Consider the following 16146-nt stretch of genomic DNA (forward strand, 5'->3'; position numbering starts at 1 on the left):
TCCGGAGGCACGACGGCGTGGCCCCGACATCCGGCCAGCAGCACCGCGAACAGGACCACGCTGAGTCGGCCCACCGAACGACGCAACATCATCGCCCCCGTCCCGGACGCTTGCCCTCGCGGGACGGAACCGAGGCCGGGCCCTTTCCGATGCGCTGGGCGACGAAGAGCGTGTGGCGCGGGCCCTTGGTGCCATGCGCGGCGGGTTTGAGGACCTGGACGGTGAAGCCCACGTCTTCCAGCCGCTTCACGAACGCGGGCGACGGCCCGGCGCTCCACACCACGAGCGTGCCCTTGGGGCGCAGGGCGCCGTAGGCCACGGACACGCCGGTGATGTCGTAGAGGCTTTCGTTGTCCGGGTGGGTGAGGGCGGAGGGGCCGTTGTCCACGTCGAGCAGGATGGCGTCGAACGCGCCGCTCTGCTTGCGCAGGAGCCGCCCCACGTCGCCCTCCACCACGGTGACGCGCGAGTCCTTCAGCGGGGCCTTGGCCAGGGGCGCCAGGATGCCCCGGTTCCACGTCACCACCGAGGGCAGCAGCTCCGCCACGACGACGCGGGCGGAGGGCTCCAGGCGGTCGAGCACCGCTCGCACCGTGAAGCCGAAGCCCAGGCCGCCCACCAGCACCCGGGCCTTCTCCGTGCCCACCAGGTGCGCGCAGCCCGCGTCGGCCATGGCCGCTTCGGAGCCGTGCTGACGGCTGGACATCAGCGTCTGGCCGCGCACGCGCAGCACATATTCACTGTCACGCCGGGCGAGGACGACCTCTCCCACCTCCGGCACGTCTTCTTTCTCGACGGTCTCCCAGGGCTTCATGTCGGCGCTCTTCGCGCGACCGGGGCCGCAGGTCAAGGGGGGCCGCCCGCGTGCCTTGACACCCCGGGGACGCGCCTGCGAAATCGCCCCCGGGTCCCGAGACCCGAGGAAGCCGCCCCACCGCATGGAACGCAACGGACGTCAGGCGTGGCCCCCGGAGTTGTCCGAGCCGCTCCGCGAGGTGGACCGCCTGCGACGCGGGGGCCGCTACACGTCGGCGCTGGCGCTGGCGAGGAAGCTGGCGGACGCCCACCCGGAGCAGGTGCGGGTGCTCGTGGAGGTGGGCCTGACGCTGGGTGTGTGGGGTGGACAGCCCGCGGAGGCCCTGCCCTGGTTCGACCGCGTGCTGGCCCTGGCGCCGGGACACGTGGCCACGCGCTACTACCGCTCGCTCGCGCTGGCGCGGCTGGGACGGCACGCGGAGGCGGTGGAGGGCTTCACGCAGGTGGAGGCCGCGGGGTTCCGCAAGGCGTTGGTGGTGCACATGAAGCGCGCGGAGTCGTTTGGTGCCCTGGGCCGCTGGGTGGAGGCGGAAGCGGACTGGACGGCCGCGCTGGCGGAAGACTCCGGCAATCCGTGGCTGCTCCAGCAGCGCGCGCAGGCACGGACGCGCGTGGGGCGGACGGAGGCGGCCGAACAGGACCTCACGACCGCGCTCGCGGCCCAGGTGGATGAAGCCGTGGATCCGGAGCTGCTCCACGCGCGCGGCGTGCTGCGCCTTGAGCGGGGGGACGTGGCGGGGGCGCGCGCGGACTTCGACGCGGGGCTCGCGGCCTTCCGCGTGGGAGATCCGCCCTCTCTGCTGGATGCGCTCCGGCAGGGACTCCGGGACGCGCGTCAACCCTGACGGGGGATGGACTCGAATTCGACGGTCTTGCCCTTGGGGCGCGCGAAGTACAGGTGGATGCGCAGGTGCGGGTACGCCGTCTGGAGCTCCTTCGCGCCGAAGTGCAGGTCCTTCAACTGCTGCTCCAGGGCGATGTCCGGGCCCAGGGCGCTGTGGCGGGCCTGGTAGTAGCCGCAGCCCGCGTGCGCCAAGAGCAGCACGTCCTCGATGTGGTGTCCTTCGATGAGGAACTTCGCGGCGCGGGTGATGCCTTCGCTCTCCAGGTAGTCCGACGCCCAGCGGTTGAGGAGCGCGGGGCCACCGGGAAGGGTGAGCGTGTCGATGCGCGGGTGGCCCAGGTGGTGGGCCAGGTCCTCCACGGCTTCGGTGAAGCGCCCGTCCGAGCAGTACACGGCCAGGGCCTTCGGGTGGACGGACTCGAAGGGGACGCGGGAGACGAAGGGAGCGGGGTCGGACATGGTCCCCAGGTTAATGGCTCCCCGTGCCCATGAAAGCGACTTCGCGCGGTTCGCTGTCCTTCTCCTGGTGTCATTCCGGTGACGCGAACTGGTCTGGGAACGCTCAGCCCTCGCGGAGGGCACGGGCTTCGAGCACCGCGCGGGCCTGCTCCGCGAGGCGCAGGCTGTCGGGAAGCGCTTGGCCCAACAGTTGGGGTACGCCCACGGCCAGCGCCACCGCGTTGCTGAAGAAGCACGCCTGGGCTCGGGAGAGCTCCGCGAGCGGGAGGGCCCGCTCCACCACCGGAAGCCCCGCGACGTGGCCTGCGTCCAGCAGCACCGCGCGCGCGATGCCCGGCAGGCATGGGGCCGCGAGCAGCGGGGTGACGAGCGCGCCGTCGAGTTGGACGAAGACGTTCGCGGTGGGCAGCTCGCAGACCTCGTCCGCTTCGTTGGTGATCAGCGGCAGTAGCGGCACGAGCGCATGCTGCCGGAACCACGCGAGCCCCTTGTGGTTCACCGTGCGCTCCGCGCGCCGGTACGCCCCGGGCTCCACGCTGTCGAGAACGCGGCCGTCGCGGTGCAGGGACTCGAAATCCGGGGCGAGCGGACGGAAGGTGCAGAGCACCCGGCCATCGCTGACCGCGAGCTTGCCCACGCCGGTGAAGCCCGGCCCGAGCAGCGGATCCGCCTCCAGGCATCGGCGAAGCGAGTCGCGCACGGCGTCCTCATGGAGGAGCGCGGACGCGGGCGCGCGCACGGCGGTGGGGAACGCGGCGAGGCTTCCGCGCAGGCGCGCGAGGTGCCGGGCCAGGAACAGCGGCCGGCCGGCGTCGATGCGGATCGTGGTGAAGAAGCCCGCGCCAAAGAAGAAGCCCTGGGCGAAGTCCTGGAGCCGCAGGTCCTCCCAGCGCTGGACGACGCCATCGACGGAGACGGTGGAGAACATGGGGCCCCTGTCGCTTCAGCGTTCCAGGAAGTTCGCGAGCAGGCGTGGGCCTTCACGCGTGAGGAAGGATTCGGGATGGAACTGCACGCCCTCCAGGCCGGCCAGCTCGCGGTGGCGCAGGCCCATCACCAGGTCGCCGGACCACGCCGTGACCTCCAGGCACTCCGGCAGGCTGTCGCGGTCCACCACCAGCGAGTGGTAGCGCGCGGCGGTGAATGGCTGGGGCAGGCCCCGGAAGATGCCCTGGCCCCGGTGTTCGACCTCGGCCGTCTTGCCATGCACCGGCACGGGGGCCCGCACCACCTTCGCGCCGAACACCTGCCCGATGCTCTGGTGCCCCAGGCACACGCCCAGCAGGGGCACGCGGCCCGCGAAGGCGCGAATGATGTCCAGGGACACGCCGGCCGCGTCGGGTGTCTTCGGCCCGGGCGAGATGACCACGTGGCTGGGCCGGAGCGCCTGCGCCTGCGCGACGGTGAGCGCGTCGTTGCGCACGACCTGGAGCGTGGCCCCGAGCGAGCCCAACGCCTGGACGAGGTTGAAGGTGAACGAGTCGAAGTTGTCGATGAGGAGGATCATCGCGGCCTCGTGCTCGCGGCCAGGGCGAGCAACTGGGAGCGGGCCTTGTTGAGCGTCTCCTTGTATTCGCGCCGGGGCTCCGAGTCGTGGACGATGCCGCCGCCGACCTGCACGTACGCGCGGCCGTCCTTCACCACCACGGTGCGGATGACGATGTTCAGGTCCAGTCCGCCCGCGAAGCTGAAGTACCCGAGCGAGCCCGTGTAGAGGCCGCGCGGGTGGGGCTCCAACTCGGTGATGATCTCCATCGTGCGGATCTTCGGCACGCCGGTGATGGTGCCCCCGGGGAACAGCGCGCCCACGACATCGAGCGGCTCCACGCCGGGCCGAAGCTGGCCGACGACCTCCGACTCGATGTGGAGCACGTGGGCGTACTCGACGATCTCCATCAGCCGGGTGACCTCCACGGTGCCGTACGCGCAGACGCGGCCCAGGTCGTTGCGCTCCAGGTCCACGAGCATGGCGTGCTCGGCCTGCTCCTTCTCGCTGGTGCGCAGTTCATGCACGAAGCGAGCGTCCTCCTCGGGAGTGCCCCGGCGGCGGGTGCCGGCGATGGGGCGCGTGGTGGCGCGACCGTCCTCCACGCGCACCAGTCGCTCGGGTGAGGCGCTGACGACCTGGAAGCCGTCCGCTTCGAAGTAGCTGGCGAAGTGGACGGGGCTGGTGGCGGACAGCGTCTCGTAGAGCGCCAGCGGGTCGCCGGGGAAGTCCACCTCCAGGCGCTGCGAGAGGTTGACCTGATACGTGTCCCCCGCGCGGATGTACTCGCGCACGCGCTCCACCGCGTTCAGGTAGTCCTCGTGCGTGAAGTTGGAGCGCCATGGCGCAAGAGGCAGGTCGGCGGGCGGAGGCGCGGGGGGCGGCGTCGCGATGGCGGCGCGCACCTGGGAGGCCAGGACGTCCAGGCGGCGTGAGCAGTCCTCCCAGTCCGAACCCGTGGCCACCGCGCGCACGGTGTGCTCCAGGTGATCCACGACCAGGAACGTGTCCACGAAGTGCAGCGCGATGTCGGGCACGCCCAGGTCGTCGTGCGGGTGGCGGGGCAGGGTTTCGAAGAAGTGACTGGCTTCGTAGGAGAAGAAGCCCACCGCGCCGCCTCGGAACAACGGCAGGCCGGGAAGGCTCGGGCCCTTCCACCGGCCGAGCAACCCTCGCAGGACGCTCAAGGGGGCTTCTTCCTGGAGGACGCCGTCGACCTGGCACCGCGAGCCCCGCGCGGTGTAGCGCAGGAAGGGACGGGCGCCGAGGAGCGAGTAGCGGCCCTCGGTGCTGGTGCGGGTGCTCTCCAGGAGGAAGCGGTCCCCGGTGGGCAGGGCGCGCAGCAGGTCCAAGGGCCGCGCGGCGCCCACGTCCAGGGTCCGCACGAGCGGCACCTGGGTGTAGCCCTGGGCCACGAGCGCTTCGAAGCGGGCGCGGTCCAGCGGAGGGAGGGGGGATGCGGGAACGGCCATGCGGAACCCGTTCCTAGCAGGAACCGCTCCCGTCCCGAACTACAGCTCCTCGTCCTTGCAGAGCTCGTCCTGTAGCTCGGTCAGCGCCTTCCGGGCGCGCATGGGCTGGCAGGTGTTCGCCAGGAAGTACGACGAAGCGCCCACGGTCGCGGCCTTGAGCTTCGGGGCCAGCGCGGACCAGCACCCCTCGAAGGCCACCTTGCTCGCCTGGATCGCGCGAGGGTCCTCCCTGGGAAGTCCGAGCGCGGCGATGACCGCCTCGGCGAGCGCCGCGTCCTTGCAGGCGTTGGCGTCCCGTCCGCCACCCACCGCCACCGCGAAGAGCGGCATCGCCACGTAGGCGAAGTGCCCCTGCTTCACGAGGTGCGCGGCCTGGAGCGCCGCTTCGGACCCCACGTCCGGCGTGAGCTCCAGGAAGGTGTCGATGCAACCGCGCCGGTCGAGTTCGAGGCAGCGCTGAAGGTCCTTGCGCGCGCCCAGCTCGCGAGCGGTGGCGAAGCGCGGCGCCTTGGGGAGGAAGGCATACCGCTGACCCAACGCGCGCGCCCGCTGAGAGGCGGCGAACGGCTTCTTGTCGTCAGGAGGAATGGCTTCGACGTCGGCCGCCGCGGCGTCGGTGACCAGGGTCCGCCACGCGTCGGTGCGCTTGGGAGCGGGAAGGTCCTCCGCGCGCTCCAGCAGCTCCGCCCAGGCCTTCTGCGAGCCCAGTGTCTGGAGCTCCTCCAGCGTCACCGGCTCCCGGGCCCCCGCATCCGCCGCGAGGAGACATGCGGCCACCACGAGTCGACGGATCATCGGGAGAGGTTCCTGTCCAGGAACGCGGGCCCTTCGGCCGCGCCCTTCGGGGTGGTGGTGAAGGTGAGCGTGTCGCCGCCGCGCTCCAGCCCGAGCGTCGGACCGAAGCGGCAGACCAGCGCCGTGACGGTCTTCACCGTGGCGCAGTGGACCTGAGCGCGGCTCACGAGCGGCGCACAGGCGGCCCACACGTCGAGCTCCGCCATCACCTCGTCGCTGAAGCTCTTCCAGTCGAAGGTGAAGGTGGAGGCGGTGCCGCAGGCCTTGTTCAACGCGGCGACGGCTTCGCCCGCGCGGGCCGTGTATTTCTTTTCCAGGTGGGGCCAGGCCTTCTTCTGGAATGCGGCGATCCGTCCCGACTCCAACTGTTGCTGGTGCGCGGCGAGCACCTCCGCGGTGGAGGCCTTGTCCGTCGCGTCCTGGTTGAACTTGACGGGGAACGCCTGCACTCCGGGCAGGACGGCCTCGTAGCGCCCGTCGCGCTGGAGGAGCAGGACGTAGTCGCCTCCCCGGTGGCGGGCCACGTAGTCGGCGCCGCGCGAGTGCTTCTTCAGGGTGGCGCGCAGCGCGATGCCGTCGTCTTCGGATTCGGTGCCGCGCACGCGGATCAAGACTTCGGATGCCGTGCGCGGCTCCAACGTGACGACCTCCACGCTCTGGCCGTCGGTGCCCCGGTAGACCTTGCCCGCCACCGCTTCCAGGGAATGCGCCGCCGTCGTCGCGAGGATCGCCGCCAGCATGAGCGCGGGAGCAAGGGTCCGGGGCATGCTCAGTTGAACGCCTTCTCGAGCGTGGCCTTGGTGTTGTCGCCGAGGTTCGCGTGGCCCTTGGAGGACATGTGGTACGTGAACACGCCCTTGTCGAGCGACATGTTGCGCAGCGTCGCGTCGTTGGAGCCGTCCTTCTTCTCCACGGGCTTCACGCCGCCGAACAGGCACGCCACGCCGGTCACCTTCTTGGCGATGACCTTCTTGTACGCGGGGCGGTTTTCACACATGGACCCGATTTCCTGGATGACCGCCTCACAGTACGAGCTGAAGCTCGTGCCCGACCAATCGTCGGTCTTGAAGTTCTGGAAGTCGGTCTTCACCTCCAGCTTGGTGCCGCACTTGTCGTTGGTCGCCTTCAGGGAGTCCTCGATCTCTTCCTCCAGTTTGGCCTTGGCTTCTTCCTGGGCGGGCTTGAGGTCTTCTTCGGCGAAGGCGGACGTCGACAGCAGGGTCACGACCGCGAACACATGCTTCAGGGACATGGAGAACTTCCTCGTGGGATGGACGGCAATCCCGGAGTCTCCAGGTGGGCAGGGCTTGAAGCAAGAAGCCGCGGCGTGCCTTCCTGCGTCAATCCGGCTCGCGAAATCACCGTGGGGCGGTCCGGGAACCGGTTAGACATCCGGGGCCGATGTCCTTCCCCACGCGCTTCCAGGGCCACTTCCGCCTCATCGTGAGCGTCGTCGTCACGGCCGTCCAAGTGCCCACGGTGCTCTGGCTTTGCGTCCGGACGCGAACGCCGCTTCCCGCGCTCGTCGCGCTGGGGCTCTCCTGGCCGTACCTGAAGCGGCTCACGACGCCGTGGCACACCCCCGCGCCCTCGCGGACCACCTTCCTGGCGCTGGGGTGGTGGTCCGCCTGCCTGGTGTTCGACCTGTTGATGCTCCCCGCCGTGCTGGCCCTCCGCGCGGGCCTCCCGGAAGCGGCGGCGTGGGGACTGGCGGCGGCGGTCGCGCTGGCGGTGGGGACTGACGCGGCCCTGGCCCGGCCCCGGCTGCGCCGACGGACCGTGCGCATCGCGGGACTCGCGCCGGAGCTGGACGGCTACCGCATCGGGCAGCTCTCCGACGTGCACTGCGGGCCCCAGGTGCCGGAGTCGCGCGTCGCCGCCTGGGTGAAGCGCCTCAACGGACTCGACCTGGACCTGGTGACCGTGACGGGCGATCTGATCACCCAGGGCTCTTCCCATGTGGAGGCCATCGCGCGGGCGCTCGGGGGCCTGCGCGCGAAGGATGGCGCCTTCGTCTGCATGGGCAACCATGACTACTACACGGATGGCGAGCACCTGGTCCGGGAGCTGGAACGCCACGGCCTGGGCGTGCTGCGCAATCGCGGCGTGGTGGTGGCGCGGGGAGGGGGCCGCCTCTATGTCGCGGGCGTCGATGACACCTGGACATCGCGCGATGACCTGGAGCGGGCGCTCGCGGCGCGGCCGGAGGGGGTCCCCACGGTGCTGCTCGCGCATGACCCCGACCTGTTTCCCCAGGCGCGGGCGCACGGCGTGGAGCTGACGCTGTCGGGGCACACCCACGGCGGGCAACTGGGCGTTCCGGGCGTGCGTCGTCTGTCCCTGGCGCGGTTCCTCACGCGGTGGACCGCCGGGTTGTATCGGGAGGAGCGCTCCTGGCTGTACGTGAACCGGGGCGCTGGCACCACCGGCCCGCCCGTGCGGTTGGGGGCTCCCGCGGAGCTGGCCGTCATCACGCTGCGGCGCGAGTGAGCTCACGGCGTGGGGACGCACGCCTCCCGCACGCGCACGAAAGGCCTGCCGTCACTCCCCTCCGGCGTCAGGGGGCTCCGGGAGCCCTGGCAGGGTGAAGGAGAACGTGGCGCCCTGTCCCGGCGGGCTCTCCACCCAGACGCGGCCTCCATGCGCCTCCACCACGCCCTTGACGATGGCGAGCCCCAGCCCTGCGCCAGCCTTGTGGGCGTGGATCGCCTGCCAGAACCGGTCGAACACGTGGGGCAGCGACCGCGCATCGATGCCGGGCCCGGTGTCCACCACGCAGAAGCACACGTCGCCCGCCCGGCGCTCCGCCTTCAGTCGGATGCGCCCTCCGGGCGGTGTGAACTTGATGGCATTGCCCACCAGGTTCTGGAAGACGCGCAGCACCCGCGCCCGGTCCGCACGCACCCGTGGAAGGTCCGGCCCCAGGGACACCTCCAGGCTCAGGGACCGGTCCGCCGCCAGCAGCCCGCTCAATCCCTGCACCTGCGCCAGCAGCGCGGGCACATCCAGCAGCTCCAGGTCCAGCCCCGGCTGCCCCGACTCCACCCGCGCCACTTCCAGCAGGTCGTCGATGAGCCGGTCCATGTTTCCCACCACGAGGCGGATCTTGCGCAGCGCCTCTTCGACGACGGGGTCCGCGCTCGAGTGGGCCACGCGCCGCTCCGCGCCGTGGCACAGCAGGGAGATGGTGTTCAGGGGCGCGCGCAGGTCGTGGGAGACGATGCCCAGGGTCTGGTCGCGCGCGGTGACGGCCTGCCGCGCGGTGCGGTACAGCCTCGCGTTCTCGAGCACCAGCGCTGTCCGCCGCGCCAGCTCCAGCACCAGCGACAGGTCCTGTGTTCCGTAGCGCGGGCCCGGGCGCGTGGACACCAGCACCAGCGCGCCCCTGGTGCGCCCCTGGATCATCAGGGGCGCGGCCACCGCCGAGTCCATGCGGGGCCTGTCCAGGCACGGCCCTGGCAGGAGCGCCACGGACTCCGTGCGCAGGGCCTGTTCCACGGTCCGCCCCAGCGCGCTCGTGGACCCCGGGGTGCAGGCCGCGCGCAGCGCGTCCCCCAGGTCGGGTGTCACCGCGGCGAGCTCGGTGGAGGACTCCTCCCCAGTGGGACCGCCGGCGGTGGTGATGGCGCAGCCGTCCGCGAGCGTGGGCACGGTGAGCTTCACCACGGCGCGCGCCACGTGCCCCCAGTCCAGGGAGCACGTGCTGACGGCGCCCATCTCGGAGAGGAAGTGGCTCCACAGTTCGGCCCCGCGCTGTTCGGTGACGTCGCGGAAGTAGACGGTGAGGCCCTCGGGTGACGGGTACGCGACGACGCGCAGCCACCGGTCCGCCCGGGCGGAGGGCTGGTCCTCCTCCATTGGAGTCCCGGCCTGGGTCGCCCGCTGGAGCAGGGCCTCCATGGCCGCCCCCTGGGGCCCGGAGAAGACGTCCGCCACGCGGCGGCCCAGCAGGTCCTCGCGCCCTCGGCCGAAGTGCGTCTCCGCGTGCTGGTTCACGTAGGTGAACCGGCCCTCCCGGTCGAAGGCGGCGAAGCCGTCGGTGATGCGTTCGAGCACCGCGTTCATCCGCTCGCGCGCCACCTCCGCCTCTTCACGAGCGGCCTCCTCGCGCGCCAGTCGCCACAGCGCCTCCCCGGCCTCGCGGCGACCCGTGATGTTCTCGTGGGCCACCACCACGCGCATCGGGCCCTGTCCGGCGAAGCGCGTGACCCGCATCAGGAACCAGCGCCGCCTCCCCCCGGGTTCGTGGCATGGGTACTCCAGCAGGAAGGACGCGGTGCGGCCGGAGAGGATGTCGCGAATGCCCGCCGCGACGATGGACGCCTCCTCCGAGAACGGGCCCCGAGCGGCGTCCGTCACGCCCAGATAGTCAGCGCCCACGCCGCACACCGGCGAGTCCTCATCGCAGCCATTCTCCCGCGCGAAGTGTTTCCACGCGGCGTTGACCGCGAGGATGATGCCCCGGCCGTCGAGGATGGCGATGTGCGTGGACAGCGAGTCGAGCGTGGAGCGCAGGAACTGCTCCGACTCATGCAGCGCCTGCTCCGCCTGTTTGCGTGCGGTGATGTCCCGGCAGAAGACGGTGAGGCCCTGCGCGGAGGGGTATGCCCGCACATCGACCCAGGCCTCGAGGGGGGCGTAGAACGTCTCGAACATGACGCCGCCCCGGCCCGTGAGCGCCCGCCGGTACTCCTGCTCGACGACGGTGCCGACCGCTTCGGGAAATTCCTCCCAGAGGTTGCGCCCGATGAGGTCCGCGCGCGGGCGTCTCAGCAGCTGCTCGGCGCGCGCGTTGAGGTAGGTGAAGTACCAGGAGCGGTCGAGCGAGAAGACCGCATCCGAGATGCGCTCCAGGGAGTCGGGGTCCTGGATGGCGCCGCCCACGAGAGAGGCCACCCGCTCGCTCGGAGGTCGCTCATGCCGCGATCGCGAGACCACCTTCCACACCCCCGTCCATCATTCGGGCCCACGGCGGGTGCGCTACCCGCTTCCCCATGAGGCCGTTTGAAGAGAAGCCACCTCGGATTGAAGGTATGCGTCCCGCTTCTCGGGATGCACCGGTGTGCCTCCGACGATGCCTCGCCCGTGGGTCAGCCGGAGCGCGGGGGCGCAGCGCCAGGCTGCTCGCAGGCCCGGAGTGAGACAGCCCCAGCGGCGGGGGAACTCAGCCCCGGAACGACTCGGCGAACGACCGGCTGAGCAGGGATGCCGGTGCCGCACGGGCTGCTTTCAGCGCGACGAGTTGGTGCGTCACGAATGCGCGGGTCGGCACCTGCACCGCGCCCCGGCTGCGCAGCGCCAGTTCCAGGGACAGCGCATGGCGTCGCCGCATGGGCGCGGAGAGGAGCGCTTCAACCAGGGCCTGCGGAGTGAAGGGCTGACCCGAGAGGTAGCGGTGTTTCACATCCATCCGCTGGCGAGCCTCACCCCACCACTCCGAGATGGCCTGGGGCTGGGGCAATGACAGTGCATCCTCGGGTTTGGATGCCAGGTCCGCGTCCAGGTCTTCTTCCTCCAGGGGAGGCAGCGCGGTGTCCTCTTCCTCGCGAGCGACCGCGTACTCCTCCGCGATGGCCAAACCGGTGATGGCGCTGAATGCCTCGCCCGCGAGCGCCGCGACGGGTTTGTGCCGCAGCAACTCCACGCAGGCATCGGCGGCGGTGACGCGGCCGGAGAACCCGAGCGCCCACAGCACGTCCGGCCGAAGCTTCTCATCGGAGAGCAGCTCCCGCAGAGTCTTCACCTCCCGCTCCTCCCCGCTCATCGCCAGCAGCAGGAGGGGCAGTCGGCCGTCGGGTGCGCGCGAGCCGACCACGGACTGGCATGTCGTCCAGGCGGAGCGGTGGCCTCCCATCAGGCCCGCGAGGATGGCGGCGTCCCTCAGCACGGGAGCGCTGGAGTCCAGTGCACGCTGGAGCAAGGCCGGCTCCAGGGGCAGCCGGGCACGGCTGGCGGCGCGGAGGGCCGCGGCGGCGACCTCCGGCTCGGGGTGAGAGAGGAACGGCGCGCACAGCGGGGCCGTGGCCAGTCCATGGAGCCCCAGCGTATCGAGCACCAGGGCCAGCAGCTCGGGGACGGTGTCCTCCTTCAGGAGCGAGGGCAGGGCCGAGGAGATGTCCGCGGCGGGGGACAGCTCCAGCGCGCGCTGGAAGGCCGCGAGCGCGGGAGGTTCGGCCGAGGGCAACGCGGCGAGCACCAGGGCGGGCCCATATTCCGCCTCGGCCCCGAGCAACGCCAGGGCCGCCGCGACGATGCGCTCGGGGTCTTCGGTCAGCGCGGGGACGAGCAGGCGCGTCGCGACGGGCTCACCGCCCAGCACCAGTCCGTCGACATGCGCGGCGACGGGTTCCTCCAACTCCGCGACCTCTTCCAACGTGAAGTCGGGGGCGTCGAGCGCCTTCTCCCATTGGCTCCACCGGAACGCGGCCTCGTCGAGGTGGGTCTCGTGGATGTCCCAGTGCAGGGGCGCTCCGGCGGGAGTGGCCATGGCCCTAGTTGATCTCCACGGAGCCACCCTTGATGCGGTGGGTTCCAGTGGCGCGGGACTCCAGGTACGTGCCCTTCACGATGACCTTGCCGTTGCGGCGCAGGGTGATGCTGGCCTCGCCACACTTGAGGACGATTTCGTCCTGGCCCTCGATGACCACGCGCTTGCCATCCACATGGGCTTCGGTGGGCGTCCGTGAGGGCTCCGCGGGGCCTTCCAGCAGGGCGTCCAGCAGGGGCGTCGCGCTGGGCTCCTGGATGAGGCCCATGATGAAGGGCAGTGACGGGTCGCCGTTCTCGAAGAGGAGGACGACCTTCTGCTGTCGAGTCACGGCGGCCTGGAGCGCCTGGGCCTCCACGGCCACGGCGAGCCGGGCGCGCACGGGGCCCGCGGTGTTGCCCGGGAAGTCGACGAGGACGGCGCCGGAGGCATCGAGCCCGGAGAGGTGTCCGCCACGGCTGCCGAGGATGGGCGTGGGGGATTCCATCGCGGGAGCGAGGGACTTCTTGTCGGAGGGGGTGCTCATGGTGGGGATCCAGGTGCGCCGGTGCCTAGACGTCGTGATCACAGACGAGGCACTTGGGTTTCTTCTCGCTGCCGCCCATTGCCATGACGGGGCCCTGCATGACAGGGAAGGGAGGCGTGTTCTTGTCGTTGTGGAGCATCAGGTCGAAGGCGCGCGCCACGTTCTTGCCTTCGAACTTCACGTCGAAGGAGTAGTTGACGAACTCGGCCTTGCCCTTGGTCTTGTTGGACGCGACGCCACCGCCAGCGGTGCCCGCCTCGTCGCCGGTGCTCATCTTGAAGTTGGAGTCCTTCACGCACACCGGGTTGCCGGCCACGGACACCTTCTTGGTGCCCTTGTCGGTGTCGGAGGACTGCGCCACGTTGGGGTAGGGAATGGGCACGGGCCCGGCGGGGCTGGGCGTCTTGCAGACGTCCGGGAAGGCCATGGTGACGCCGCCACTGTCCTTGGTGACGACAGACATCTTGTTCACACCGGTATTGACGGGCATGGGCACCTTCCTCCAACGCCCATGATAGCGCGTCGACGGGCTGGACGCTCACGGGCCGTGGATTTAGCTGGCACGGGGAGGATTGCCCTCATCCCGCCTTGGCCACCTCCAACCACCTTGCCAAGGTCAGAGGGCTTCAACGAGGCTTCGTTGCGCGGGGGCCGACACGATCACCCTTACCGGGATGAAGGAAGGACGCGTTGGACATCGTCATCACCAGCTTGGGAATGGTCTCATCCGTGGGGCGGGATGTCGTGACGACCTGCGCAGCCATCCGTGCTGGAATTGTCTGTGCCCAGCCGCTCACCTATTTCGACGTCCTGGATGAAACCTCGCAGGAAATGGAGCCCATCACCGGCCACCCCGTGCGCGGCCTGACCGAGGGTTTCACCATCATCGGACGTTGGCTCCGACTCGCCCGTGCCTGTGTGGCCGACCTGCTCCACCAGGGGGCGCTTCCTGATGCCACCGATGCCGCTTTCTGGCGGTTGACGGGACTGCGGGTCGTCACACCGTACCACGGCGATGAGCGGTTCGGTGGCGAAGCGAGCGATGCAGACGCCTCCAAGGCTCCCGTCCGATTGGCCTACCTGCAGCCACTTCTCGAAGCGCTGCGGCTGCCCATCGACGAGCGCAACGTCGACATCCTCTGTCAGGGACCCGCAGGGGCCGTCCAGTCCATCCATGAAGCCGGTCGCTGGATGGAGACGCGTGGACTGGATCGGGTGCTCGTCATCGCGGCCGATTCCTACTGTGATCCACTGACGATGGAGTGGCTCGCGGGGGACCGGCGGCTCAAGACGCCGGAGCACCCCTATGGCCTGATGCCGGGCGAGGCGGGAGCCTGCTTCTTATTGGAGTCCGCCGCGAGTGCTCGTCGGAGGCAACCCCCGATGTGTTTCGCCGTCGCCAGCTCAGCGGTCAGGATGGAGCAGAACCACTTCTTCAGTCGGAAGCCCAATACCGGCGTCGCGCTGGCGGAGGCCCTGGAGGAAACCCTGGCGGGGGCCATGCTCCAGGCGCCTTTCGCGGGCAGCATCGTTTCAGACCTGAATGGCGAGAATTGGCGTGCGAACGAGTGGGGGTACGTCCGGATCAGGCTTGATTCGCGGCTGGCGGAGCGCCTCCAACTGATGCTCCCCGCCAGCTCATTGGGAGATACGGGGGCGGCCAGCGGTGCTGGCAGCGTGTGTGTGGCAGCCAGGGCGCTCGCGCGTGCCTACGCGAGAGGTGCGCAAATCCTGGTGGTCTCCAGTTCGGAACGCGGGCACGTCGGTGCGATGTGCCTCTCGATGAAGGGATGAACCGTGTCGGATCCTTCCGCTCAGCAGCATGAAGAAGACGTCGCACACAGGATTCATGTCAGCGTCAAGAACACGACCGAAGGCGGGAGGTGCCTCAACCGACATGTCGCTGCGTGGGATCCCATGACCTGCTCCCACCGCTGGCAGGCCTTCAAGCATGCCCTGGAGGACGCACACCTCTACAACTGGCCCGCCTACAAGAAGCTCGCGCGGGGCAAGCCGATCCTGACGGACGCGATGCGGAACCACACCAGCAAAAGCGGGACCTTCTATCCCATCTTCCCCGAGGGATACCGGTTCCTACTCAAAGCGCCCCAGCAAGGAGACTGGGACGTCTCCGAGTCGATGACGCGCAAGAACTTCAAGTGGGACTACAGGACTCCGTACATCCACAACGGCCACCACGTCGTCACCAACAGCCAGCTCCGAGGGGCCGCCAACAAGCTCGAGAAGAAGTTCCCGAATGCCACGCTCATCGTCCGCCGGGGACTGGCCAGAGCCGGCTACAATCTGAACCACAAGCTCAACATGGTCATCCTGCCAATGGACAGGAAGGTGGCGGGCGCCTTGAATCTTCCGCGTCACCTCATCACCTTCCTGTATCGGGATCACCGCGCGTACAGCGACTACGTAGCGAAGCGCCTGGACAAGATCATGCGCTCTTACGAGGGCGAGCTGCGCAAGTACGTCCGCAAGGACAAGGAACACACGAAGCTGGCCCATGCGCTTGCCAAGGAGCAGCTCGAAATGCTGTCCGAGGAACTCTACACGCAGATCACCGCGCGGCAGTCGAAAGAGGACCGTGAGGCGAGCACTCCAGGCTATAGGGGAACGCTGGATACCCTCCTCAATGGAATGCCATGAGATTCTTCGAGCTGGAGACCCTGGGCGATCTCAACAATGCCGAGTTGCTGTTCCTGGACCAGGAGCCAGAGGTGCTGGGGCTGGACGGATACTGCCTGGCTGCTGGTGAGCCTGTTGGCGATTCCTATCCCGCGGAGGTGAAGCTCCAATCGAGTGAGGATCGAACCGGCATCCAGCTCTCTTCGGTGTTGGGGAACAACTTCAACTACCTCATCGTCTCCGGTGCGATGAAGGACGTCATCGCGGAACACTGCCCGAAGGCCTCCCTCGAATGTCTGCCCTTCGCCCTCCTGGATCCTCGGGGACGCGTTCGCAGTCAGGACTACTTCTTCGTCAATCCGCTCGGCGGTATCGACGGCGTGGATGCGAAGGCCAGTGACATCAAGTACCACCGCAGCGGTGCCATTGTCGGCATCCGCAAGCTGGTCTTGGAGCCGGAGAAGCTGCGCGACGCTCCGGCCCTCTTCCGCCTCCAGCAGGACCCGCAGCTCTACGTGGTGAACGAGCCCCTGGCGAAGGCGTTCCAGGAGCGGCGTTTCACCAATGTGGTGCTGCGGGAACTGACGGTCTTCGCTGCGAAACCCTGAATCCGTCGACTGGAAG

General features: G+C 69.5%; 17 protein-coding genes. 5 read left to right on the forward strand and 12 right to left on the reverse strand.

Annotated features, from left to right (window positions below):
* Nucleotides 1-88 precede the first annotated feature (88 nt).
* Complete coding sequence (locus OV208_RS25970; RefSeq protein ID WP_267576586.1) at nt 89-814, reverse strand: hypothetical protein; 726 nt, start codon at nt 812-814, stop codon at nt 89-91.
* A gap of 124 nt (nt 815-938) precedes the next feature.
* On the opposite strand from OV208_RS25970, the gene OV208_RS25975 reads away from it, so the two are divergent.
* Nucleotides 939-1661: a tetratricopeptide repeat protein gene (locus OV208_RS25975; protein ID WP_267576587.1), complete on the forward strand. Its 723-nt coding sequence runs from the start codon at nt 939-941 to the stop codon at nt 1659-1661.
* Here OV208_RS25975 and OV208_RS25980 read toward each other — a convergent pair.
* From OV208_RS25980 to OV208_RS26010, 7 genes are all read right to left on the reverse strand, one after another.
* Nucleotides 1652-2119 carry a carbonic anhydrase gene (locus OV208_RS25980; RefSeq protein ID WP_267576588.1) on the reverse strand — a complete coding sequence of 156 codons (468 nt, stop codon included), beginning with the start codon at nt 2117-2119 and terminating at the stop codon, nt 1652-1654. The two genes, OV208_RS25975 and OV208_RS25980, sit on opposite strands and share 10 nt — an antisense overlap.
* A gap of 103 nt (nt 2120-2222) precedes the next feature.
* A complete protein-coding gene (locus tag OV208_RS25985) occupies nt 2223-3047 on the reverse strand; it encodes an aminotransferase class IV (protein ID WP_267576589.1) in 825 nt (274 codons plus the stop codon).
* Nucleotides 3048-3062: 15 nt separating this feature from the next.
* On the reverse strand, nt 3063-3626 hold the full coding sequence (locus tag OV208_RS25990) for an anthranilate synthase component II (RefSeq protein ID WP_267576590.1): 564 nt from the start codon (nt 3624-3626) through the stop codon (nt 3063-3065).
* Nucleotides 3623-5077 (reverse strand): anthranilate synthase component I family protein, encoded by a 1455-nt coding sequence (locus OV208_RS25995; RefSeq protein ID WP_267576591.1) that lies wholly within the window; start codon nt 5075-5077, stop codon nt 3623-3625. The genes OV208_RS25990 and OV208_RS25995 overlap by 4 nt, the downstream gene beginning before the upstream one ends.
* Nucleotides 5078-5116: 39 nt before the next feature.
* Nucleotides 5117-5872, reverse strand: a complete 756-nt coding sequence (locus OV208_RS26000; RefSeq protein ID WP_267576592.1) for a hypothetical protein — start codon at nt 5870-5872, stop codon at nt 5117-5119.
* Nucleotides 5869-6639 carry a hypothetical protein gene (locus OV208_RS26005; protein WP_267576593.1) on the reverse strand — a complete coding sequence of 257 codons (771 nt, stop codon included), beginning with the start codon at nt 6637-6639 and terminating at the stop codon, nt 5869-5871. The genes OV208_RS26000 and OV208_RS26005 overlap by 4 nt, the downstream gene beginning before the upstream one ends.
* 2 nt (nt 6640-6641) lie before the next feature.
* Nucleotides 6642-7124, reverse strand: a complete 483-nt coding sequence (locus OV208_RS26010) for a hypothetical protein (protein WP_267576594.1) — start codon at nt 7122-7124, stop codon at nt 6642-6644.
* Between the two features lie 149 nt (nt 7125-7273).
* Between OV208_RS26010 and OV208_RS26015 the strand changes: the two genes are divergently transcribed.
* Nucleotides 7274-8362 carry a metallophosphoesterase gene (locus tag OV208_RS26015; protein ID WP_267576595.1) on the forward strand — a complete coding sequence of 363 codons (1089 nt, stop codon included), beginning with the start codon at nt 7274-7276 and terminating at the stop codon, nt 8360-8362.
* A 51-nt stretch (nt 8363-8413) separates the two neighbouring features.
* Here the strand turns inward: OV208_RS26015 and OV208_RS26020 are convergent, their stop codons facing one another.
* From OV208_RS26020 to OV208_RS26035, 4 genes are all read right to left on the reverse strand, one after another.
* Nucleotides 8414-10768, reverse strand: a complete 2355-nt coding sequence (locus tag OV208_RS26020) for a PAS domain-containing protein (RefSeq protein ID WP_267576596.1) — start codon at nt 10766-10768, stop codon at nt 8414-8416.
* 268 nt (nt 10769-11036) lie between these two features.
* Nucleotides 11037-12359, reverse strand: a complete 1323-nt coding sequence (locus OV208_RS26025) for a TIGR02270 family protein (protein WP_267576597.1) — start codon at nt 12357-12359, stop codon at nt 11037-11039.
* A 4-nt stretch (nt 12360-12363) separates the two neighbouring features.
* Nucleotides 12364-12885 (reverse strand): DUF6484 domain-containing protein, encoded by a 522-nt coding sequence (locus OV208_RS26030; RefSeq protein WP_267576598.1) that lies wholly within the window; start codon nt 12883-12885, stop codon nt 12364-12366.
* A gap of 25 nt (nt 12886-12910) precedes the next feature.
* Nucleotides 12911-13375, reverse strand: coding sequence for a DUF4150 domain-containing protein (locus tag OV208_RS26035; protein WP_267576599.1), 465 nt, complete (start codon nt 13373-13375; stop codon nt 12911-12913).
* Nucleotides 13376-13575: 200 nt separating this feature from the next.
* Between OV208_RS26035 and OV208_RS26040 the strand changes: the two genes are divergently transcribed.
* From OV208_RS26040 to OV208_RS26050, 3 genes are read left to right on the forward strand one after another with little or no spacing between them, the layout of a single operon-like run.
* A complete protein-coding gene (locus OV208_RS26040) occupies nt 13576-14679 on the forward strand; it encodes a hypothetical protein (protein ID WP_267576600.1) in 1104 nt (367 codons plus the stop codon).
* A gap of 3 nt (nt 14680-14682) precedes the next feature.
* On the forward strand, nt 14683-15543 hold the full coding sequence (locus OV208_RS26045; protein ID WP_267576601.1) for an AHH domain-containing protein: 861 nt from the start codon (nt 14683-14685) through the stop codon (nt 15541-15543).
* The gene (locus OV208_RS26050; protein ID WP_267576602.1) at nt 15540-16130 is read left to right on the forward strand and encodes an imm11 family protein; all 591 of its coding nucleotides are present in this window, start codon (nt 15540-15542) and stop codon (nt 16128-16130) included. Before OV208_RS26045 ends, OV208_RS26050 begins: the two co-directional genes overlap by 4 nt.
* Nucleotides 16131-16146 lie beyond the last annotated feature (16 nt).

Origin of the sequence: Corallococcus sp. bb12-1 (assembly GCF_026626765.1) — a bacterium.
GTDB classification, from domain to species: Bacteria; Myxococcota; Myxococcia; order Myxococcales; family Myxococcaceae; genus Corallococcus; species Corallococcus terminator.

Excerpts from the sequence above, each read along its gene's own strand:
- OV208_RS25980 (WP_267576588.1), bottom strand. The coding sequence starts at position 2,119 with ATGTCCGACCCCGCTCCCTTCGTCTCCCGCGTCCCCTTCGAGTCCGTC.
- OV208_RS26025 (WP_267576597.1), bottom strand. The coding sequence starts at position 12,359 with ATGGCCACTCCCGCCGGAGCGCCCCTGCACTGGGACATCCACGAGACC.
- OV208_RS25975 (WP_267576587.1), top strand. The coding sequence starts at position 939 with ATGGAACGCAACGGACGTCAGGCGTGGCCCCCGGAGTTGTCCGAGCCG.
- OV208_RS26015 (WP_267576595.1), top strand. The coding sequence starts at position 7,274 with ATGTCCTTCCCCACGCGCTTCCAGGGCCACTTCCGCCTCATCGTGAGC.
- OV208_RS25985 (WP_267576589.1), bottom strand. The coding sequence starts at position 3,047 with ATGTTCTCCACCGTCTCCGTCGATGGCGTCGTCCAGCGCTGGGAGGAC.
- OV208_RS26010 (WP_267576594.1), bottom strand. The coding sequence starts at position 7,124 with ATGTCCCTGAAGCATGTGTTCGCGGTCGTGACCCTGCTGTCGACGTCC.
- OV208_RS25990 (WP_267576590.1), bottom strand. The coding sequence starts at position 3,626 with ATGATCCTCCTCATCGACAACTTCGACTCGTTCACCTTCAACCTCGTC.
- OV208_RS26030 (WP_267576598.1), bottom strand. The coding sequence starts at position 12,885 with ATGAGCACCCCCTCCGACAAGAAGTCCCTCGCTCCCGCGATGGAATCC.
- OV208_RS26050 (WP_267576602.1), top strand. The coding sequence starts at position 15,540 with ATGAGATTCTTCGAGCTGGAGACCCTGGGCGATCTCAACAATGCCGAG.
- OV208_RS25970 (WP_267576586.1), bottom strand. The coding sequence starts at position 814 with ATGAAGCCCTGGGAGACCGTCGAGAAAGAAGACGTGCCGGAGGTGGGA.
- OV208_RS26005 (WP_267576593.1), bottom strand. The coding sequence starts at position 6,639 with ATGCCCCGGACCCTTGCTCCCGCGCTCATGCTGGCGGCGATCCTCGCG.
- OV208_RS26035 (WP_267576599.1), bottom strand. The coding sequence starts at position 13,375 with ATGCCCGTCAATACCGGTGTGAACAAGATGTCTGTCGTCACCAAGGAC.
- OV208_RS25995 (WP_267576591.1), bottom strand. The coding sequence starts at position 5,077 with ATGGCCGTTCCCGCATCCCCCCTCCCTCCGCTGGACCGCGCCCGCTTC.
- OV208_RS26000 (WP_267576592.1), bottom strand. The coding sequence starts at position 5,872 with ATGATCCGTCGACTCGTGGTGGCCGCATGTCTCCTCGCGGCGGATGCG.